Annotated in this window: 20 protein-coding genes and 3 pseudogenes; 12 read left to right on the forward strand and 11 right to left on the reverse strand. The window is 68.8% G+C overall.

Annotated features, from left to right (window positions below; translation table 11 throughout):
* Positions 1 to 74: 74 nt before the first annotated feature.
* A pseudogene (locus AC27LF_RS26380) lies at positions 75 to 254 on the forward strand (ATP-binding protein); the annotation flags it as partial.
* Positions 255 to 477: 223 nt separating this feature from the next.
* Here AC27LF_RS26380 and AC27LF_RS26385 read toward each other — a convergent pair.
* Positions 478 to 1,359, reverse strand: coding sequence for a helix-turn-helix transcriptional regulator (locus AC27LF_RS26385; RefSeq protein ID WP_479658713.1), 882 nt, complete (start codon positions 1,357 to 1,359; stop codon positions 478 to 480).
* A gap of 101 nt (positions 1,360 to 1,460) precedes the next feature.
* Between AC27LF_RS26385 and AC27LF_RS26390 the strand changes: the two genes are divergently transcribed.
* The 5 genes from AC27LF_RS26390 to AC27LF_RS26410 all read left to right on the forward strand — a co-directional run bounded on the left by AC27LF_RS26390 (position 1,461) and on the right by AC27LF_RS26410 (position 7,579).
* Positions 1,461 to 2,888, forward strand: coding sequence for an MFS transporter (locus AC27LF_RS26390; protein ID WP_479658714.1), 1,428 nt, complete (start codon positions 1,461 to 1,463; stop codon positions 2,886 to 2,888).
* 137 nt (positions 2,889 to 3,025) lie between these two features.
* A complete protein-coding gene (locus tag AC27LF_RS26395; RefSeq protein ID WP_479658754.1) occupies positions 3,026 to 3,361 on the forward strand; it encodes an EthD domain-containing protein in 336 nt (111 codons plus the stop codon).
* A 480-nt stretch (positions 3,362 to 3,841) separates the two neighbouring features.
* Positions 3,842 to 4,414, forward strand: a complete 573-nt coding sequence (locus AC27LF_RS26400; protein ID WP_479658715.1) for a TetR/AcrR family transcriptional regulator — start codon at positions 3,842 to 3,844, stop codon at positions 4,412 to 4,414.
* Positions 4,415 to 4,481: 67 nt separating this feature from the next.
* Positions 4,482 to 5,402, forward strand: coding sequence for an SDR family NAD(P)-dependent oxidoreductase (locus AC27LF_RS26405; RefSeq protein WP_479658716.1), 921 nt, complete (start codon positions 4,482 to 4,484; stop codon positions 5,400 to 5,402).
* A gap of 560 nt (positions 5,403 to 5,962) precedes the next feature.
* On the forward strand, positions 5,963 to 7,579 hold the full coding sequence (locus AC27LF_RS26410) for a purple acid phosphatase family protein (RefSeq protein ID WP_479658718.1): 1,617 nt from the start codon (positions 5,963 to 5,965) through the stop codon (positions 7,577 to 7,579).
* 165 nt (positions 7,580 to 7,744) lie between these two features.
* Here AC27LF_RS26410 and AC27LF_RS26415 read toward each other — a convergent pair whose 3' ends face one another.
* Together AC27LF_RS26415 and AC27LF_RS26420 are read right to left on the reverse strand one after the other, a co-directional pair.
* Positions 7,745 to 7,924 carry a hypothetical protein gene (locus AC27LF_RS26415; RefSeq protein WP_479658719.1) on the reverse strand — a complete coding sequence of 60 codons (180 nt, stop codon included), beginning with the start codon at positions 7,922 to 7,924 and terminating at the stop codon, positions 7,745 to 7,747.
* A 198-nt stretch (positions 7,925 to 8,122) separates the two neighbouring features.
* Positions 8,123 to 9,109, reverse strand: coding sequence for an NAD-dependent epimerase/dehydratase family protein (locus AC27LF_RS26420; protein ID WP_479658720.1), 987 nt, complete (start codon positions 9,107 to 9,109; stop codon positions 8,123 to 8,125).
* Positions 9,110 to 9,286: 177 nt separating this feature from the next.
* On the opposite strand from AC27LF_RS26420, the gene AC27LF_RS26425 reads away from it, so the two are divergent.
* On the forward strand, positions 9,287 to 9,739 hold the full coding sequence (locus AC27LF_RS26425; protein WP_479658721.1) for a MarR family winged helix-turn-helix transcriptional regulator: 453 nt from the start codon (positions 9,287 to 9,289) through the stop codon (positions 9,737 to 9,739).
* Positions 9,740 to 9,853: 114 nt separating this feature from the next.
* Here the strand turns inward: AC27LF_RS26425 and AC27LF_RS26430 are convergent.
* Together AC27LF_RS26430 and AC27LF_RS26435 are read right to left on the reverse strand one after the other, a co-directional pair.
* Positions 9,854 to 10,113 (reverse strand): annotated as a pseudogene (locus AC27LF_RS26430) (LD-carboxypeptidase); the annotation flags it as partial.
* A gap of 604 nt (positions 10,114 to 10,717) precedes the next feature.
* Entirely contained in the window at positions 10,718 to 11,125 is a 408-nt protein-coding gene (locus AC27LF_RS26435; RefSeq protein WP_479658722.1) for a type II toxin-antitoxin system PemK/MazF family toxin, read from the reverse strand.
* A 183-nt stretch (positions 11,126 to 11,308) separates the two neighbouring features.
* On the opposite strand from AC27LF_RS26435, the pseudogene AC27LF_RS26440 reads away from it, so the two are divergent.
* Positions 11,309 to 11,480: pseudogene (locus tag AC27LF_RS26440) on the forward strand (IS701 family transposase); the annotation flags it as partial.
* Between the two features lie 250 nt (positions 11,481 to 11,730).
* Here the strand turns inward: AC27LF_RS26440 and AC27LF_RS26445 are convergent.
* Together AC27LF_RS26445 and AC27LF_RS26450 are read right to left on the reverse strand one after the other, a co-directional pair.
* Complete coding sequence (locus tag AC27LF_RS26445) at positions 11,731 to 12,195, reverse strand: hypothetical protein (protein WP_479664455.1); 465 nt, start codon at positions 12,193 to 12,195, stop codon at positions 11,731 to 11,733.
* A complete protein-coding gene (locus AC27LF_RS26450) occupies positions 12,090 to 12,560 on the reverse strand; it encodes a helix-turn-helix domain-containing protein (protein ID WP_479664453.1) in 471 nt (156 codons plus the stop codon). Before AC27LF_RS26450 ends, AC27LF_RS26445 begins: the two co-directional genes overlap by 106 nt.
* On the opposite strand from AC27LF_RS26450, the gene AC27LF_RS26455 reads away from it, so the two are divergent.
* Positions 12,493 to 12,696: a hypothetical protein gene (locus AC27LF_RS26455; RefSeq protein WP_479664454.1), complete on the forward strand. Its 204-nt coding sequence runs from the start codon at positions 12,493 to 12,495 to the stop codon at positions 12,694 to 12,696. The two genes, AC27LF_RS26450 and AC27LF_RS26455, sit on opposite strands and share 68 nt — an antisense overlap.
* A 48-nt stretch (positions 12,697 to 12,744) precedes the next feature.
* Positions 12,745 to 13,068: a hypothetical protein gene (locus AC27LF_RS26460; RefSeq protein WP_479658725.1), complete on the forward strand. Its 324-nt coding sequence runs from the start codon at positions 12,745 to 12,747 to the stop codon at positions 13,066 to 13,068.
* Between the two features lie 14 nt (positions 13,069 to 13,082).
* Here the strand turns inward: AC27LF_RS26460 and AC27LF_RS26465 are convergent, their stop codons facing one another.
* Together AC27LF_RS26465 and AC27LF_RS26470 are read right to left on the reverse strand one after the other, a co-directional pair.
* Positions 13,083 to 13,499, reverse strand: a complete 417-nt coding sequence (locus AC27LF_RS26465) for an SDR family NAD(P)-dependent oxidoreductase (RefSeq protein ID WP_479658726.1) — start codon at positions 13,497 to 13,499, stop codon at positions 13,083 to 13,085.
* A complete protein-coding gene (locus tag AC27LF_RS26470) occupies positions 13,451 to 14,197 on the reverse strand; it encodes an SDR family oxidoreductase (RefSeq protein WP_479658727.1) in 747 nt (248 codons plus the stop codon). Before AC27LF_RS26470 ends, AC27LF_RS26465 begins: the two co-directional genes overlap by 49 nt.
* A gap of 69 nt (positions 14,198 to 14,266) precedes the next feature.
* Here AC27LF_RS26470 and AC27LF_RS26475 point away from each other — a divergent pair, with 69 nt between their 5' ends.
* Complete coding sequence (locus AC27LF_RS26475; protein WP_479658728.1) at positions 14,267 to 15,112, forward strand: LysR family transcriptional regulator; 846 nt, start codon at positions 14,267 to 14,269, stop codon at positions 15,110 to 15,112.
* Between the two features lie 1,101 nt (positions 15,113 to 16,213).
* Here AC27LF_RS26475 and AC27LF_RS26480 read toward each other — a convergent pair.
* Both AC27LF_RS26480 and AC27LF_RS26485 read right to left on the reverse strand, forming a co-directional pair.
* On the reverse strand, positions 16,214 to 17,494 hold the full coding sequence (locus AC27LF_RS26480; protein WP_479658729.1) for an ISAs1 family transposase: 1,281 nt from the start codon (positions 17,492 to 17,494) through the stop codon (positions 16,214 to 16,216).
* Positions 17,495 to 17,682: 188 nt separating this feature from the next.
* Positions 17,683 to 18,675 carry an NmrA family NAD(P)-binding protein gene (locus AC27LF_RS26485; protein WP_487227757.1) on the reverse strand — a complete coding sequence of 331 codons (993 nt, stop codon included), beginning with the start codon at positions 18,673 to 18,675 and terminating at the stop codon, positions 17,683 to 17,685.
* Between AC27LF_RS26485 and AC27LF_RS26490 the strand changes: the two genes are divergently transcribed.
* The gene (locus AC27LF_RS26490; protein WP_479658731.1) at positions 18,662 to 19,585 is read left to right on the forward strand and encodes an AraC family transcriptional regulator; all 924 of its coding nucleotides are present in this window, start codon (positions 18,662 to 18,664) and stop codon (positions 19,583 to 19,585) included. The two genes, AC27LF_RS26485 and AC27LF_RS26490, sit on opposite strands and share 14 nt — an antisense overlap.
* The last annotated feature ends 40 nt before the right edge of the window (positions 19,586 to 19,625 follow it).

Raw genomic sequence — 19,625 nt, forward strand, 5'->3', positions numbered from 1 at the left:
GAGGCAGGCGATGGCGGTGCAGGGCGCGGTGTGTGTTTGGCGACCCGGGCCGGGGCAAGACCGTCGCCGGGCGGATGGCGCTTCACGAAGTGCCTCCAGGCTGGAAGGTGACGTGGATGCCGGTGCCGGTACCGGTTCGCCCGTCGGTGGCCGGCATGAGGCGGGCGGTGTTCGATGTTCTGGCGCTGCCGGGCCGCTTCCCACACACCTCTGCGCCGGCCGACGCCGCGGTCGCGGGGGCACTGAGCGAGGCGCGGGTGCTGGTAGTCGATGAGGCGCAGCGCCTGCCTGCGCCGTGCCTGGAGTACTTGCAGAGCGGGCGAGGACGGTGGCCGTGGAGGCCGGGCGGGCGTCGGCCGTGCCGGGGTCCGCGAACTGTGGGCCGTCGTCTCGGACTACGCCGAGCTGAAACGGTACGGCCCCCGGGCAGCCACCATTCGCCATGCCCGCGCGTCCCCCGGGCCCCGACCGGTCCCCTCAGGTTGCCGCACGCAGGTGCCGCACACGCGCCGGGCCGTCGATGGTGCCGCGGGCGATGCGGTGGGCCAGCTCTTCGAGCCGTTCCTGGGTCGTGCGATCCGCCGGTTGGTACACGACGACGCGGGTGCGGGGGTTCTCCTCAAGCAGCAGGGTGATGGCGCGCACGGACAGGCTGCCGACGTGCCGTGACCGGACGCGCTTCACACGTCCGGGATCGGTGGACACGTCCGCCTGCTCCCACAGGCGCACGAACAGCGGTGACTCCTCGCGGAGTCGTGCCAGCAACGGCGCCCACGCCGGATCGGTGACCGACTCGCCGTGGTACGCGCGCAGTTTGGCCACGACGGCCGCGCATTCCCGTTCGTGGCCGGAGTGTCCGGCGATCCAGTCGGGGTGCGTGAAATGCAGGTAGGCGCAGTTGCGATCGGCCGGCGGCAGTGCCTCCAGGTCGTCGATCATGAAACGGAACGGCGCGTTGTAGGCCAGCGGCTCGAACCAGGGGTTCATCACCACCGCCGGGTGCGGAGAGAGGCTGTCCAGCAGTGTCTGCACCCGGCCACTTGTCCCTTCGCAGTTCGAGGGTGGTTCTGCGTCCGGGTGTCCGCCGAGGAGGAACAGGTGCCGGCGCTCGCTGCTCGACAGGCGCAACGCGTCCGCGATCGCGGCCAGCACCTCGACGCTGGGCCGTACGTCACGTCCCTGTTCGAGCCAGGTGTACCAGCTCGACCCGACGTTCGCGAGAACCGCGACCTCCTCCCGGCGCAGTCCCTTCACCCGGCGTCGGCCGCCACCGCCGGGCAGACCCACGTCCGCGGGCGAGAGCCGGTCACGCCGTGCCCGCAGGTACGCGCCGAGTTCGCGAGATCGTACATCCGCCATGGCTTCGATCATCGCACGGTGAGACCAGGCCAGACTGGTGGTCCGAGCACCAGCATCACCGCACTCTGGGTCGTGGCCCGCTGGACGCGCAGGGTGAGTGCATGCAACGGACCTGGTCGGTTTACGTCGCGGCATTCGGCGCGACGTACACGTTCAGTATCGGCAATGTCACCGCCCCGCGCCTCGGACCGGAACTGGGCGCCAGTCGTGGCGAAGTCGCCCTCGTGCTCGCCGCGTTCGCGGTGTCGTTCGCGGCTGGGCTGATCCTCGCCGGCCGCCTCGGCGACCGGTATGGCCGCAGGCGGCTGCTGGGCATCGGGCTCCTTGCGCTCGCACTGACGTCGGCGCTGGCCGCGGCGGCACCCGGTCTGTGGCTGCTGGTCGCCGCCCGCGTCCTGCAAGGCGCGTCCTCCGCGATCGTGATGCCCCAGACCCTGGCGATCGTCCAGACCTTGGGCAGCGAGCCCGCCCGGGCACGTGGGCTCGCGGCGTTCACCGCGAGTTCCGGCGTAGGAACAGTGGCGGGTCAAGTCGTCGGCGGCCTCGTCATGGGGCTCGGCCTGCCCTTCGCGGGATGGCGAGGGGCGGTCCTGACCTCCGCGATCCCCAGTGTCCTGGCGCTGCTCGGTGTGCGCCGGCTCCTGGTTCATCCGCCGAACAGCACCGAACGGCCCGACCTCGGCGGCGCGCTTCGGCTGGGCACTTCGCTCCTGGCTCTGGTTGCCGGGCTGTCGCTCGGCCCGGCAACGGGCTGGGCCTGGTGGGCGCCGGCGCTGGTGGCACTGGGGTTCCTTGGGTTGTACGGCTTCTGGCTCGACCAGGGGCGGCGCGAGCGTGTGGGACGTCCGGTTCTCGTCGCGCCCTCCAGCCTGCGGCTGCCCTCGGTTCGGCTCGGCCTACTGATGGCTGTGCTGCTTTTCGCCGGCTACGGCGCGTTCAGCTACGAGTACTCGATGCTCACCCAGGTCGGCCTCGGGTTGACGCCGGTCCAGTCCGGTCTCGCGCTGACCGCGTTCGCGGGGACCTTCGTACTCGCCGGGCTTCGCATGCCGGGCATCATGGCGCGGTTCGGCGAGCGCACAATGGAGCTGGCCGCGGGCCTGCTGAGTGCCGGCCTGATACTGCTCGGCGTGGCCTCGTGGTTCGCTCAGGGCAAGGGCGCCGAGATCTGGGTCGGCTGCTTCGAAGTGCTCGGCGTGCTCCTCGGCGCGGCGCAGGCGAGCCAGTACGGCCCCCTCGTCGGGACGGTCATGGCAGCGGTGCCCCATCGTGTCGCGGGCCTGGCCGGCGGTCTGTTCACGACGGCGCAACAGGCATCGCTGGGACTCGGCATCGCCACCATCGGTGGAGTCTTCGGCGCTCTGGCCCCCAGGCTCGGCTGGGAGCACGCCTTCGCGGTGGCGCTCGGCGTCCAGCTGATCACCACCGTGCTCTTCTGGGTCCTCGCACGACGCCTCCGCAGCCGACCACGTGCCTCCGGCACCGTCCTTGCTCCGGGCGTACAGCACAGGACGGAGGCACTCGATTGACCACGTCCCCGCCCGCGGGCGCAGGTCGATCAGAGCCGGACCTGTCACGTCCCGCTCACCTGTCCACGAAGTGCCTGCGCACTGTCCGGGCCAGCAGAACTTCAGCCAGCAGAAGGAGACATCCCGCCGTGATCAAGATGATCATTACGCTCAAGCGTCGTGAAGGCATGACCCACGACGAGTTCAAGCACTACCAGCAGAACATCCATCGCCCGCTGCTCATGTCGATTCCGGAAGCAGACCGGTACATCCGCCGGTTCGTCGTGTCGTATCCCATTCCGGCACCGCGCTACCCGGAACCGGAGTACGACTCGGTGGTCGAAGCGTGGTTCGACACCATGGCCGACCTCGAAGCCTTGTTCTTCAGCGACAACTTCCTGAAGACCGTCGACCCGGATCACGAGAACTTCATCGATCTGTCGACGTTCGGGCGCGTCATCACCGAGGAGGACGTAGTCATCGACGGCCGATAGGGGCGCACCGGCGCATCGGTGTGCGAGCCGGTTGACCACCGATACGCGGCCGGCGCCATGTGCAGATCGCAGAGCCGGAGGTGGAGGTCGGCCGCCGCGCGAGCCGTTGGCCGCGCGGCGGGCAGGTCCGGTCAGTGCGCTGCGACGTCCGGTCGTCATCACGGCCGGCGACGAGGCCGCGCCCTTTCGTCCCTTCTCTTCAGGAGGCGGCAGCGGTTACGGATGCTGCAAAGGGGCCTGGTATGTGCTCCTCGAACGTGTCTCAGAGCTGTAGCGCGAAGACACGGACATGCGCGATCAGCGACGGCCTGCCGTGAACGGCAGACGAACTCCCTGGCCATCGCGATCACCGCCCGGACCGCGGCACCAGGTGTGCCATCGAGGGCCTGGAGGTTCTTGTGGACTCCGCGTCGTATCTTCTTGTCGGCCAGGATGGTCAGAATAGTTGACTGACCAGTCACTCTCTTATAGTCTCACGTCATGGCCAGACCACGGAACGAAGACCGGCGTAACGCCATTCTGTCGGCGGCGACCCGCATCGTCGCCTCCCAGGGGCTCGGGGCGCCGACAGCGGCGATCGCCAAGGAGGCCGGTGTCTCCAACGGATCGCTCTTCGTCTACTTCGACACGAAGGCGGCGCTCGTCAACGAGCTCTACGTCGCTCTGAAGAGCGAGATGGCAGCGACGGCACTCGCCGGCGTCCCCACCGAGGGCGAACCGCGCGAGCGGATGCTCCGGATGTGGACTCAATGGCTGCGCTGGGCAACGAACAGTCCGGAGAAGCGGCGCGCGCTTGCCCAGCTTCAGGTGTCCGACGACATCACCGCCGCCAGCCACCAAGCCGTGCATGCCGCCTCCGGCGCCATCGCGGACCTGCTGGAGACGTGCAGGGCAGGCGGCCCGATGCAGGACGCTCCCCTCAGCTTCGTCCTGATGCTCACCAACGCCATCGCCGAAACCACCATCGACGCGGTGATCCGCGAACCCGCCGATGCCGAACCTCTCATCGACATGGCCTTCGACGCCATCTGGCGGGTTGTGTCAGGCGCCTGACCTCTCCCCACATCCGGGGGCCGGCCGCCGGCAAGACCGCCACCGTGAAAGAACTGAGGAATTCGCCATGCCAGCTCTGAGACAAGCCTGGATCATCACGGGGCCCACGTCCGGCATCGGCCGACGCACCGCGCTGGAACTCGCCGGGCACGGCACCGTCGTGCTGGTGGGCCGAGACCCCGACAAGCTCAACGAGGTGGAGACCGAGATCAACGCGAAGGCCGGGGGCCACGCGACATCGGTCGTCTGCGACTTCTCCGACATCCCGAGCGTGCGCCGAGCCGCCGCACAGATCGTCGCGCTCGGCCTCCCCCTCGCCGGCCTGCTGAACAACGCCGGCATCATGACGTCCCGCACCGACCGAACCCCCCAGGGCTGGGACCTGGTGTTCACGACCAACCACCTCGGACCGTTCACCCTGACCGAGGCACTCGTCCCTCACCTGCCCGATCATGCGAACGTCGTCTTCACCTGCTCGGGCGTCGAGGACCCGGAGCGCAAGCCCGCAGTCACCGCCGGATTCCGCGGCGCGCGCTACATCTCCGCCGAAGCCGGCGCACGCGGCGAATGGCAGCCCGGCGGATCCTCCAAGCCCGGCTTCGACGCCTACGCCACCTCCAAACAGGGCAACCTCGCCACCGTCCTGTCCCTCGCACGCGAGACTCCAAGGCTCCGCTTCATCGCGGTCGAACCCGGCTTCAACCCCGGCACCGGACTCGGCCGTGACGCGAACGCCACCCTGCGCTTCCTGGCGACGTACGTGCTTGCGCCGCTGGCGCCGCTCGTGAAGTACTGGAGCACCCCGAAGCGCGCCGCCCGGCTGCTCGTCGACGCGCTGACAGGTCAGTCATATCAATCTGGTGTGTACCTGGACGAGAACGGCAAGCCCATGCTCGGCTCCGCCCAGGTACGCGACGCCGCCTTCAGCGACCGCGTTGTCGCGGAAACCCGTGCTCTCCTGGCCCAAGTTCCCAGCATCACAAGCTGACTGGACCACACGAAGCCCGTGCCCCAACTCCCTGCACACGCAGGAGCGCGGCCGGTGCCTCAAACCCCACTTGGCCGCCCGCGTACTCGGCGCCGAGCCCCGTTCGCTTCGCGTTCTCGTTCCAGGAGTTGACGTAGTCGCGGATCTGTTTGACCAGGACGTTGACGCCGGAGAACGTGCCACAGCGGATCGACTGCCGGTGATGATCCCGAACCAGATCTCGATCTGGTTCAGCCACACCAGCAAGTCGCGGAGTCCCTGTGCCGACGAGATGGCGCGCGGGCCTCGCGGCGTCGACTTCATCACGATTGACGGGAGCGCGCCCCAACGCCCCAACCGCTCCAAGGCATCAGCCCGGACAGGGCCAGGCCCCCGGGAATTGCCGTCCGTTGCGGTGACCGCCATCTGGCGTCCATACCTGTCTCACCGCTCCGGTCGACCGTGCTTCCTAGCGTCCGTGGGTGCGCGCACCGCTGACCTGCCGCAGCCCACTGTCAAGTTACGAGCGCTGCTGTCCGGTCGGTGTGCGACTGCACCCGACGACGCGAAAGGCCCCTGGAATGTCCGAAGAACCCAAGCAGACCAGAATCTCTCGTCGCAACACGCTCGGCCTGTTCGGCGCGACAGTGTCCGGCGCCGCCGCCGGCCCACTGGTCCTCGGCGCCGGAACCGCCGAGGCGGTCCCGGCGAAGTCGGAGGTCACCGGTCTCACCACCGGCTCGGCCACCACCCCCGTCCAGGGCCTGCACCTGACCTTCGGCGCCGACCCACGCAGCCAGATGGTCGTCTCGTGGGTCACCGACGCGGCCGTCAAGAACCCCCGGGTCGTCTACGGCACGCTGAGCGGCGGCTTCGGCTCCACAGTGCACGCGACGACGAAGACCTACGTGGACGGCACCTCCGGGCGGACCGTCTGGGTCCATCACGCGCTGATCAGCAAGCTCAAGGCCGACACCGACTACCTGTACGCGGCCCAGCACGACGGCGCCACCCCCGACGCCGGCACCTTCCACACGGCGCCGTCCGGCCGAGCTCCGTTCACCTTCACCAGCTTCGGCGACCAGGGTGCGCCCAGTGTGACGTGGAAGACCGGAGCGAACCCGGCCGACGCCTCGGGCCGGGACTTCGAGCCCAACGCCACGCCCGCCGCTGCCGACATCGTCACCGGCGTTGAGAAGGTCGGCCCGCTGTTCCACCTCCTCAACGGCGACCTCTGCTACGCCAACACCGGGCCCGACCGCATTCGCGTCTGGCACGACTTCCTTACCAACAACAGCCGCTCAGCGCGATTCCGTCCGTGGATGCCGTGCGCGGGCAACCATGAGATCGAGCTGGGCAACGGAAAGCTCGGTCTCGACGCGTACCAGACCTACTTCGAGCTGCCCTCGACCGAGACCCAGCCCGAGCTCGACAACCTCTGGTACTCCTTCACGGTCGGCTCGGTGAAGGTGATCTCCCTGCAGAACGACGACATCGCCCTGCAGGAGGGCGGCGACCTCTACATCAACGGCTACTCCGGTGGTCGGCAGCTCGCCTGGCTGGAGCAGGAGCTCAAGTCGGCACGGGCTTCGAAGGCCATCGACTGGATCGTGGTCTGCATGCACCAGGTGATGATCAGCTCGGCGACCGCCGCGAACGGACCCGATGTCGCGCTGCGCGCGGCGTACGGTCCCCTGTTCGACAAGTACGGCGTCGACCTGGTGGTCTGCGGCCACGAGCACGACTACGAGCGCTCGTTGGCGGTGCGTGGCGTCGTCTCCGGCAGCGTCACTCTCACACCCAACCCGAGTCAGACCGCACTCGACGTGATCGACAGTGCGCACGGCACGACGCACATGGTCCTCGGCGGTGGCGGCGTGTCCGGCATCACCAACAACAGCTTCACCACCGACGACGCCGACGGTCACGGGCATCACTCGGCATACGTGCAGATGGAGCACGTCGGCAAGTTCAACTCGGTCAAGGAGAAGGAGACGGCGGTCTGGATCGGCGTCCGCGACGCGGAGCATCCGTACGGCTTCGCCGAGTTCGCCGTCGACCCGGGCCGTCACCCCGGTGACATGACCCGCATCCACGTCACCTACTACAACATCATCACGCCCACAGGTGAGCTGTCGGTCTTCGAGAAGTTCACGCTCCAACGCCGTCGTAGTGACGGCGGCCACGGCCAGCACTGACCCACCGCGACTAGCAGCAGTAGTCGTCAACGCCTGGGGCCGGGACGTCGTCCCGGCCCCAGGCGTTGACGGCCAGGAGCCCTTGGCGTGTGGGTCTCGAACACCAAACCGAGACGCGACATGCTCACCCAGGGCTCCGTCGTTCTCGCGATCGGCCGGAAATGATCACGTCAGTCCGAGGGTCGTCGGCGGCCGAGCCATGTCGCGCCCGTGATGGCGCAGGCTCTCGGCGATGTTGTCCCGTCCGGCCAAGCGGAGCGTGCCGATGGCCGGATTCCGCAGGGAGGCCATCGCCCGCGGCGCGCTGCCGGTCCGCACCCGGGAGGCGTCCTCCCCGAACGTCACGTCCCTGACGTGGTTCTCACGATTCTCGATTGCCCAGTGTCCGCGTACGCGTTCCGCCAGGTCAGCGGCTGTCGTCTGGTGAGCCATCAGGCTCGGGCCCATACCGGCTCTGTCGGGCCGACCGCGAGAACGACGGAGCCCTGGCCACTGGCGAGGCTTCCACACTCTGGGTGACCGCCCCGGGCGTCTCAGGACGTCTCAGGAGAGGCTCATCTCCACCAAGCCCTTCTCCAGTGTCACATCGGGTGAGTAGCCCAGTTCGGTCCGCGCGGCGGTGATGTCGTAGGAACGGTCCCGGCCGGTGAAGCTCACGAGCCAGTTCGTCAGCGGGGGAGCGGACTTCCGGCGAAGCAGGCGCGCCGTGCGGTCCATCATTGCCGCCGTGGGCGCCGCTATCGCCAGGGGGACGCTGCGGCTGTTGGACAGGTCCACGCCGCGGGTGGCCAGCAAGGGGGTCAGGAAGTCGCGGATGGGCATCGGGGTGCCGTCGGTCACGTAGTAGGCGGCTCCGTGGCGGCCGTGTGTGAGCCCGAGGAGCACGGCGCCGACCAGGTTCTCGACGTGCACGAAGTCGACGATGTGCTTGCCGTGGTCGATCCAGGCGAACCGTCCGGCCCTGGCGACCTCGGCCATCTCGTCGATCGTCGTCATCCCGCGGCCCCAGATGAACGGCGGGCGGAGTATCACCAGTTCGGTGCTCCCGCTGTGCGCGTCCCGAAGGGCGCGCTCGGTGGCCAGCTTGACGCGGCTGTAGGCGATGTTCGGGCGGCCCTCCGGTGTCGACTCGTCGACGACGGGACGGCGCTGGCTGCCTGTGGAGACGGATGCGGCACTGACGAGTACGAAGCGTCGCACCCCGGCCGCGACGCTCGCGGCGTGCAGGGCGACGGTCGGGATCTGGTTGGCCTGTTCGAAGAGCGTGTCGGGCCCCCAGAACTCCATGTGAGCCGCGACGTGCACGACCGCGTCGGCCCCCTGTAGCTCGGCGAGCCAGCTCGGTGCCGGAGAGGCGTCCTGGCGGAGGCCGGCGAGATCCCCGGGAATGGGCTGGGCGCCTGCCGCACGTACGCGCTGAACGCTGGCTCCCGACCTGGCGAGTGCCGTGACGTCGTGCCCTTCGGCGACAAGGCGATGGACGAGAGCGTTGCCGACGAAACCGCTGCCGCCGGTCACGAAGATCTTCATGGTTCCACTCCGCACGGTTGAGCGCGCACTCTCCGTACGCGCGATGTCGGTCGCCACGCCGGGTGCGCGCGAGCATGACCACCTCTCCTAATACATAGGCATCGAATAGTTCGGCACCGATGTATCTACGTCTATGAAACCTTCCGTATGATGGACGCGTCAAGGAGGAGGTGCGCGGTGCCCCAGGGCGGGAAGCTCACGGCAGCACAGGTCGCCGACGAGTTCAGCCGCACGGCGAAGGTTCTCGTGCGTCACTTCAACGAGCGTCTCGGCGAGCACGGGGTGTCCACACCGAGGTCCCGCCTGGTGGTGGAGGTGGCACGGTCGCAGCCCATCCGTCTCACCGAGCTGGCGCTCGCGGTCGGCATCGCCCAGGGGACCGCGTCCAGCCTGGTCGAGGCGCTCGTCCGCGACGGCCTGCTTGAGCGGCATGCCAGCGCGGACGACCGCCGTTCCGTCCTTCTCCGGGTGACAGCGGAGGGGGCGGCACTGGCCGAGGAGTGGACGGCCGGTTACGAAGCGGCGGCGGAGGAACTGTTCGAACCGCTCACCGGTCAGCAACTTTCGACACTGGTCGAGATCCTGCGCATCCTCAGCGCCGCCGACCCGCCGCCCACCGACGGCGGCTGACGCACCGGGCGGGGCCGCACGGCGGCTGCCGTGCAGTTCCCCTGCCATCGTTTCGTGGCCTGACGGTCCCGCCTGTTCCTCGCTGAGGGCACCCGGGGCCGGGGTCGGTTCAGGCTGGGTGAGTTCGTTGCGCGTCGAGGGGTACACCACAGGGCCGCGCACCCCGTTGACGATCGGCATGTGCGGCGGGATGTGACCGCACTCCACATCGGCGATGAACGGCACGTTCAGCGAGTCGAGCGCGCGTCCAGTACGGCCTTGCGCTGGGAGGGGGCGCCCGGCGCGGAGGGCCGTCCGACCAGCACGGCGTTCGCAGCGTCGAAGAAGCCGGCCAGCCGAATGCCGTGCAGGTTCCGGCAGACGGTGAAGGCATCGTCGGCGCTACACAAGCCCCTTCGGCTCCGAACGCGGCAAGCCCACCGGCATACCCTGGCCCAGGGCTCCGTCGTCCTCGCAGTCGGCCCGACAGAGCCGGTATGGGCCTGATATCCCAGCTCGGCCGTGATGGTGAAGGATCGGCAGTGCACGCGCAGGCACGCCTTCCTGGCCGCAACGGCCCACCGGGTCCGGGAAAAAGGGCGGCACCGGTGAGACGGCCGGGGCAATCGAGTTCACAGTGGCGGAGGTTCGGCGACTCCTGGCAGCTTGTCGTCCCCGGCCCCCGCACCTTCATGGCTGCCGAGGACGGCACCACGCGCTGAGCTGGTCGAACTGGCGCCGGCGACGCCAAGCGGTCGCCCGCCACTGTCGCTACCTGCGGCGCAGTCGCACGATCGAGGGACGGCCTACCGAAGGCCACACCTGACCACCTTGCGGCCCGCTACACTCCAGCCGCCCAGCGAACTCCGCAGGTCAGGCACCGAAATCTTGCTGGAGCACCAGTACTCCAGCCGTAGATCGTGATCTTGTTGTTGGAGCGGGGCGGGGAGGGGCCGCCGCCGGTCATCGTCGAGCTCGGTTGGGCTGTAGAGGCGTCCACTACTCGTCGAGTCCTCCGAAACGGCGGGCATCTTTGATCTCGTGGAGTCCGGCAGCCGTCACCGGGGTCCACTCCCTCCTCTGTCCAGCGGTACGGAGGGCCTCTCCAACCTCGCTGAGCTTCGCGGAGGACAACACGCCTGCCCGCTCGATCAGGTCGTCCCGGGCCACGGTGGTCAGCCATGTGCAAGGAGTAAAGCCTGGACGCGGTAACGCGAACCGCAGCACGCCCTCAAAGGGCAGCCCTTCCATGGCGCCAACTCGCACCTCGACGGCCAGACCGCTGATGTCGACGCCCGCCGGCGCGACGACCTGCATCGCCTGGAACCCGGATGACTCCTCGTCCGATAGCAGCACGACCGGACGTCGCTCGTCGAAGTCGACCCACCAGACTTCACCGCGTTGCATGTGTCCTCCTGGCATCAGCTGGCGGGCGACCGCTGCGCGCCCCGAGCGAGACGCGGTGACCGAGCAGTCGTGAAGACGGGCGCGACCACCGGTGATCATCGGTATCTGAAGACAAACGATCACAGGGTAGCCGCGGGGCACAGCGTAGACCCTGCTCGCTGGCAGGAGGTGTTCGAGGGCCTGATGTCTCGGATAGCGGGCCGGTTCGCGCGGGTTGAACCCCGGCGTCGGGTACGGGAACTGGTGCTGGCGTTGCGGTCGAGCCAAGTGGGGTGCCGACATGGTGGGCGATGACGTGCGGGAGTACGTGCTGGAACATCTGCACGGCGAAGATGTGGTGCTGGTGGTCGACGAGATCTGGAGACGTCAAAGCCTGCGGATCGGCGGCGCCGGCGGCGGCCGCCGCTTCAGTCCGTTTTCCAGCTGCCCGCCTACGCACCCAGGTCCTTCGGCATCGGTATGCAGGTGCAGGTGCCAAACCGCCATGAGCTGCTGCGGTGAATGGGCCGTGGTGGTGAGCGTCATGGAAAAGCCGCACTGGATGCGGCAGGCGGGGGCTGAGAAGGCGAACGCGAGTGAACCACTGCAAGTTCTTCGGGGGTTGATCACGCGGCAGACGGAAGGTCGATGGCAGCCTCCCGTTGTTCGTGTTGATCGACGCGCGCGAGCAGGTCACGCAGGTCATCGCGGGTGAACTTCCACGGGAACGGTCGCGCGGTCGTGTTGTAGCGCGACTCGAAGTCGGCAAGGCGTTGCTCGACCAACGCCATGAACGGCACGATCCCCGTCGAGGGCGCACAGCGGCCGAACACTCGCGCCCGCCCCACGTCGTAGGCGGCCAGATACGCCGGCGCGCCACCCCGCTCGTACTCGTGGTTGACCCGCATCATCCGCGCCTGCCCCGGTGCCAAGCTGGGATGACAGCGACGCCGAGCCTGAATCGAGGTCTTCTCGTCACTGGAAATCACGAACTCCCGCGGCCCCAGCCTCCGACCCTCCCAGCGACCCTCGTACAGATCCAGCACCCGCCCGGCCTTGGCCGCGAACTCCGGGTCCCGGGAAACAACCACGACCGGTACTGCCAGGGCTTGATCGCCTCCCGCGCCAGCCATCGGCGCACCGTCGCCGCCGAGATCGCCTCGGCCACGCCCTGGGTCACCACCTCGCGGGCCAGTTCCGGGCACGACCACCGCGGCAACGGCGCCCCGGCGGTGGCGGGTAACTGACAGGCCAGCGACTTGACCTGCGCGACCTGCACCGAGCTAAACCGCGGCGGCCGACCTGAGCGGGCACGGTCGCGCAACCCCGCCAACCCCTGCAACCCCGCCAACCCCTGCGAGGCGAAGCGGCCCCGCCAGGTGCGCACCGTGTCCAAGCTGACACCGACCGCCCTGGCGATCGCCGCGTTCGAGCGCCGATCAGCGGCCAGCAGCACGATCCGGGCGTGGACCTTGTCCCGATACGGGGTCGTGTGGCCTCGGGCACGTCGGGTCAGCACCCGCCGGATCGCACCGGTCACCCGCACCGGGCAGGCCGCCACCACGGGCATCGTCATCGACCTCATGTCATGATCAACCACGAGGCGACGGTGATCATGCCGGTGGGGCACGATGGCCGTCATGGCTACCCCACCGGAGTCCACCAAGATCTCTGTCGGGCAGCGGCTGCGTGCCCACGCCGCCGCACACTGGCCGCAGGCCGGTGAGCTGGAGTTCCGCTACCGGGGCGCGTTTGTCTACGTCGAGGCACACCTGCCCGACGGGACGGTCCAACCATTGATCCGGCTGCGGTATAACGGCTCGGCCCGGCACTGGGGCTTCGGGCTGTATCTGGCCAGCAGCGACCGCTACGAGAACCAGATCCTGCCCTCAGGGTTCCCCCATGGCAGTCCCGAGGAAGCACTGGACTGCGCTTGTCGCCTCTACTTGGACAACCCTTTCTGACCAGTGAGTCATTTTCATCCTGGGTCCGGATGTATGGGCAGGCATGATGTGGCCGTGGCCGAGGAGATCCACCAGGTCGTCGAGACGGCCGCTGGGGGACTCGGCGGGCTCGACATCCTCGTCAGCAACGCCGGGATCGAGCACTTCGGCGGCCTGGCAGCCACGGCCACATCACCCTGCACGGTGATGGCGTGGCCGCCAGCGGTATTGATCTCGGCGGCGAGCCGTTCGGCCGCGTCGGCCTGGATCCGGTAGTTGATGGCCACCGCTGCCCCGTCGGCGGCGAGACGCCGCACGACCGCCGCGCCGATTCCGCGTGAGCCACCGGTGACCAGCGCTGCCCTGCCCCTCAGGGCACCCGTCGTCCTGCCTTCCGACCCGCTCACCAGGGCAGCCTGCCGTTGTCGTCGAAGAAGCCACCAGTCGGGCACTCGCGGCCGAGGGTGGCCAGCCGCACCACGATCGTGGCGCCGTCCTCCGCTGTCCGGGACAGCTGGCCAGGCACACTCTTGGTGAAGTCGGTGTCACAGGCGCCGGGTGCGATCGCGTTCACCAGGATCCCATCGCCCGACAGGGCCTTGGCGTACTGCACGGTGAGCATGTTCAGCGCGGCTTTCGACACCGGGTAGGCCAGCGCCCCCGGCAGCCGGCTCAGGTAGTGGGTGGCATCGGTCGTCCAGGTCATCGAGGAGGTTCCGCTGGAGACGTTCACGATCCGCGCCGTCGGCGAACGGCGCAGCAGCGGGAGCATCGCCTCGGTCACGGTGACGACACCGAACAGGTTCGTCTCGAACACCGCCCGCAGCTCGTCGAGGTGCGCGGAGCCCGGCGCCTGCGCCCCGAGGTCGCCGGAGATGCCGGCGTTGTTGACCAGGACGTCAAGGCGGCCGAACCGCTCGGCGATCTGCTCGGCCGCCGCGCTCACCCCGCGTTGGTCGGTCACGTCGAGGCCGATCGGGTGCGCGGTACCACCCGCCGCGTTGATCTCGGCCACTGCCCCGGCGCCCTTCTCCGGATCTCGGGCGCCGACCACCACCGTCATGCCGAGCCTCGCGAGCTGGCCCGCGACGGCTCGTCCGATGCCCTTGTTCGCCCCCGTCACCAGGGCGATCGTTGCGTCATCACTCATGTGGTCAGCGAACCACCTGTCGTTCCCCCAGGCCAGGACCGGACTGGTCTCGCTCGATACCCTCGGGGTATGGACGTCCAGACCCGGGAACTGCGCTACTTCGTCGCGGTCGCCGAGGAACTGCACTTCGGGCGGGCCGCGCAGCGGCTGGGCATCGCCCAGCCACCCCTGTCCCGGGCGATCCGCCTGCTCGAACAGCGGATGGGCCTCACCCTGCTGGACCGCACCAGTCGCGGGATCCGCCTCACGGCGGCCGGGGAGGTGTTCCTGGCCGAGGGACGCGTCGCACTGGATGCGGTGGCCGCTGCGGTGCGCCGTGCGCGAAGGGCGGCGGCAACCACCCCGCGGCTGGTCCTGGCGCTCAAACCCGGCAGCGACGCCGACCTGTTGCAGCCGATCCTGGACCGCTACGCTGCCACCCCCGACGCCGTTCCGGTCGACCTCGCCTTCAGCGTCGGCGAACGCGCCGCGATGGTCCGCGACGGCCGCGCCGACCTCGCACTGCTGCACCGGCCGCAGAACGACCTGAGCGGCCTGGACAGCGACGACCTCCACGTCGAAGGCCAGGTCGTGGTGCTCCCGGACGACCACCCCCTGACCGCCCGCACCACGGTGTACATGGCCGACCTGCGCGGCGGAACCCAGCCCCGCTGGCCAGAGTCTCGCCCCGAGGTGACCGGCCACCTCGTCACCGACACCGGGCAACTGCTGCAACTTGTCCGGCTCGGGCGGATGGTTGCGGTGCTCCCGGAATCGATCCGTGATCGTCTGCCACCCGGTACGGTCAGCCGTCCTGTCCTCGACGCCGAGCCGGCCACCCTCGTGATCGCCTGGCACCGGGAGTCCACCTCTCGCCAGGTCGCCGCCTTCGTCCGCGCCGCGACCTCCGTCAAGACCGAGCTGGAACAGGTCTGACAGGGTACGGCCGGAAGTACACACAGGCCGGGTTCACGGGCGGGGTCCGGAAACGGGCCACTCGTAGAGTTTCCCAATTGCCTCCTCCGCTTCAAGTCATTACGCCCCCCGAAGAACTTCCGAATCGGACCACTTAGATGACATCGAAACCAGGGCCTCAATGCTGTCCTGGGATTAGCCAGACGGGTGCCTGTCTATTGGTCTGGCGGTGTTCGGCATGAAGGTGGCGCGAGCTCAGTCCGGGCTTCACAGCGGAGCAGGAGAACTCCTTGACGCGAAGCGGCGATTCACGGGTTTGACGTGGATTGCGGGAGGAAGAGGCAAGTGGCGAGGAGTCGTGAGAGCCGGAGTACCGGTCGCGCGTCGGGAGGGCGGAATGTCCCGTAGTAGTGATGAAACCTCCGTAATGGAGGCGGAGCGAAGGGCACGTGTTGTTGGGTGTCGATCGGCGATCAACCAGAGATGGGAGGAACCTGTCCGGAAACTTCGTGGCCCTTCAGTCCGAGGTTAAAGATCAAGCGTACGTCCAGCAGTTCGGGCATCGTCCCAGTTCAGAGGAGGTGGAGGGGATGTAACCGGGCGACAAGCTCAGGGCGGCCAGCCGGTGCGAGTCCGGTCCGGGGAGACGCCAGGGTCCCCGGTAGCTGACTCCCGGCGTCGCTCGAAATGGTGGCGTCGAAGTGGAGTGACAAGCACCCTTCGGGGGCGTGCAACCGACCAGTCCGCAACATGAAGTGAAGCCTGCAGCGTCGTCATTTAACCCCCGCCCGCGGGCGGGCCAAGGAGGAGCCGAGCCTGTGCTTGTTTGGCGAAGGCCACGGAAGGCGATCTCGGACCTGGAGCGGTTGCCGAAGAACCTCCCGGCGTAAGGGGCGTGGAATGGTCGGAAGGTTGTCCTGGGAACTGGAGAGAGCCTCCTCGGCCCCGGGTATGCGGCCCGGGAAGCGTGGCCTGCCTATAACCGGCAGAACCGGGAAATGGCAGGCTGTCGAGAGGCAGTCGGAGGGGGCCGTAGTAGTGCCGATCGGCGGGACAACACAACCCGCTGGGAGCGAAGGGCCCCCAGGGCCCCGGGGAGAGTCGGATTCGTCCGTTTGTTAATCACGGGATGCCGTGGAGGTCGAGGACGGCTGCGGGGTGAGTGTGGGCGCGTCGGCCGCTGGCGATGTTGGCCCAGCCTGCTCGGTGGAGGGAGGCTCTGGCGAGGTCGCGCAGCGCACTCATGGCAGCAGGGGTGTGATGGCGACGGACGTGGCTGGCATCTTCGGCGAAGGTGACGTCCTTGGTCCAGTGCACGGTGTTTTCGATGATCCAGTGTCCGCGGGCCCAAGCCGCGATTTCCTGTGCAGTGGCCTGCTCGGCGGTCAGGTCGGTGACGGCGTAGACCGTCTCGGCCTGCCACTTCGTCGCGCCGAGGCGGCGGCGCTTGCGGTGGATGCGCACCACCTGACGGGCGTGCGGGAACAGCAGTCCGTTCACGGTGACGACCTTGACCTCGCGGATCTCCTCCCGGCCGTGACCGCGATCGTGCGAGCGGTCCAGGACGGGCACCCGCGTCCAGGGGAGCTTCCTCAACTGTCGTGCCAGGGTGGGCTGGTTGTCCTTCACGGACAGCAGGTAGTGCGCTCGGCGGTCTTCGACGAGGTAGCGGGCGTGGTCAGTCTGGGCATGCAGGGCGTCCGCCGTGACGACGGCATCGGTCAGGTCCGCGTCGTCGACGGTGTCCAGGAGCGGGGCGAACTCGGGGATTTCGTTGGTCTTGGCGCCGATCTCGCTCAGAGCGAGGGTTAGGGCGTCGTCGTGGCGGACGGCGGTGATGACGAAGACGCGACTGCCGTCTGGCCGGACCGCTCCGCGCAGGCACTTGCCGTCCACGGCGAGCGCACGACGGCGTGGTCGCCCTTCCTGACGGACGGCGGCTGCCCGATTGGAACGGCGCTGTTCGCGCTCGGACCCGCCATCGGGACACAGCGCCCCGGGGACCGGCGGCGCCAGCGCGGCGAGCCGGGCGAAGCCGGCTGCGGTTAGCGCGGCAGCGTCTACCCGTGCGAAGACGTCGCGCAAGGTCCGCTCGCCAGGGGCCCTGAAGCGGCCGGAGAAGGGATCGAAGGGACAGCCCAGACGGGCCAGCACGGTCTGATCGCAGCGGCGTACCCACTCGGCGATCGCCGTCAGAGAGTTGTGGCCCGCGCTGGTCATTGCGCACACGCCTACCGCAAGCAGCGTCGACAGCTGGAAGCGCACTCCACGCCGATCACGCGGATCGGGAACCCGCGTAAGCGAGTCGAGCAGCCCGGGCGGCACTACCACCTTCTCGACAGGCGCGAGCGAGGGCGCTGCACCGGGCCCGACAAACGTAGGAGATGATGACGCAACGAGCACGGCAACCTTGCAAATCTCAAAAACTAGAAAACATGCTCGTCGTCAACAAGCCCCACGACGATGCGACCGCGAATTGGGATGGCGTATCAGGGCCGGCATCGGAGACCGCCGCATGCCCCCGGAACCTGCCGCTCGCCCCAACCCTCCGCCTCGCTCCTCGCCCAGAACGGAGATGTCCGTCCTGGCCCTCAACGCCACGCCTCCGCCGCGCCGCGGGCGTAGTATGCGAAGCTGATCGGCGCCCGTCCGGTGACCTGGAGCACGTCGCCGGTCGGCTCTGCCGCCCAGCCTCGGCGGATGCCGTCGTACATCGCAATGTAGAAGTCGACGACGTGGGCCGGGGCACCGGTGCCGAGCACGGCGGAGCGGAACTCGTCCGGCTCTAGGGGGCGGTAGCGCACCGACTTTCCAACCACATTGGACACGATGCTGGTCAGCTCGGCAAACGAGTGCGCGTCGGGGCCAGTCGGCACATACGCCTTGCCCTCGTGCCCGTCCTCGGTCAGCGCCACTGCGGCGACCGTGGCCACATCCGCCACGGAGACCGGCGCCACACGCCCGTCGCCCGCCGGGAGTGCCACGACGCCGTCGCGCACGCCCCGCGCGATCGCCGGATGCTCGGTGAAGATCTCGGCGAACACGTTCGGCCGCAGGATCGTACTGGGCACCGGCGACGCCTCGACGAGCTGCTCCACCCGTCGCATCGGGAAGTCCTCGCCGAGCAGGTGCGCGGTCGCGTTGGAGAGATGGACCAGGCGGCGCACCCCCGCCTCGGCGGCTGCGTCCAGCAGAACCGCGACATCCGCGGACGGGTCAACGGCCGCCGGCTGCAGCACCTGGTAGACCCCATCGGCCCCGTCCAGAGCCGGTCCGTAGGTGCGCGGGTCGGACCAGTCGAAGTGGACCGGCTCAACGCCCGGCGCCGGCCGACCAGGGTTGCGGCTGGCCGCACGGACAGCCGCCCCCCGCCGCAGCAGGTCCGCAACAACGCGTCGGCCAGTCCGGCCGGTCGCCCCCAGAACGAGAACAGTGGTGCCCACGCTTCGCCTCCCAGCGAGTAAGTTGACTGTGAACGACTCACACCGTAAGAGAGATCCCGAAGCACGATCCATGACAGTTCTCGACAGATTCATATCCGAAACTCCACCTCGCGACTTCATTGCCGACGTGGTGGCCGACATCGTCGCCACCACCCGCACCGGCAGCGTCTCCTACGGCCGCACACGCCTGAGCGCACCCTGGAGCATTGCGTTCCCCCCGCGTTCGATCGTCACCGTCCACGTGGTCACCACCGGCGCCTACTACCTCACTCCCGACAGCGGCGAACCGATCCTCATTGCCCAGGGCGACGTCGCCCTCCTACCCTCTGGCGTCGGGCACGTTGTCTCCGACATCGTCGGGCGCCCGGCACGGCGCTTCGAAGAGATGTTCGGCGCAACGCTCGAACGGATGTCCGCCGCCGATCTGGTCATCGAGGGGGACGGCCCGATAACAGCCCTGCTCTGCGGGGCCTACCTGCTGGAGCCCGCGCCGCGCCACCCGTTCACCGCGTCGCTGCCCACCGTGGTGCACATCCCCGCCAGCCAGGCGCGCGGCACCAGCCTGGCCGCAGCCGTCGACCTGCTCGCGGCCGAGGTCGACAGCGCCCAACCAGGCGCGCCCGCGGTCGTGGCATCCATCCTGGACCTGCTGCTGGTCTACGCCCTGCGGTCCTGGCTCCTCGCCCCGGCCGCCGAGACCGACGGCTGGGCACAGGCGCTGCGCGACCCGGCAGTCGGCACCGCTCTCGCCCTTGTACATGGCGACCCCGGGCGACCCTGGACCGTGGAAGCGCTCGCACGCGCTGCCGGCGTCCCGCGAACAGGGTTGAGCCGCCGCTTCACGACACTGACCGGCCAGACCCCCATGGCCTACGTCACCGCGTGGCGGATGACACTCGCCGCCCGGCTGCTACGCGAAGGGCGGGCGCCTCTGCGCCGCATCGCACGCGAGGTGGGCTACGACTCGGAGTTCGCCTTCGCCCGCGCGTTCAAACGCGTCGTCGGCCAGGCCCCCGGCCGCTACCGCTCCACCCATCGACCGGAGCACTGACGCCCCGCGGCCCGATGACTCCTCGCCCAGCCACCGTGAC

This window comes from Streptomyces diversicolor, from assembly GCF_057537855.1.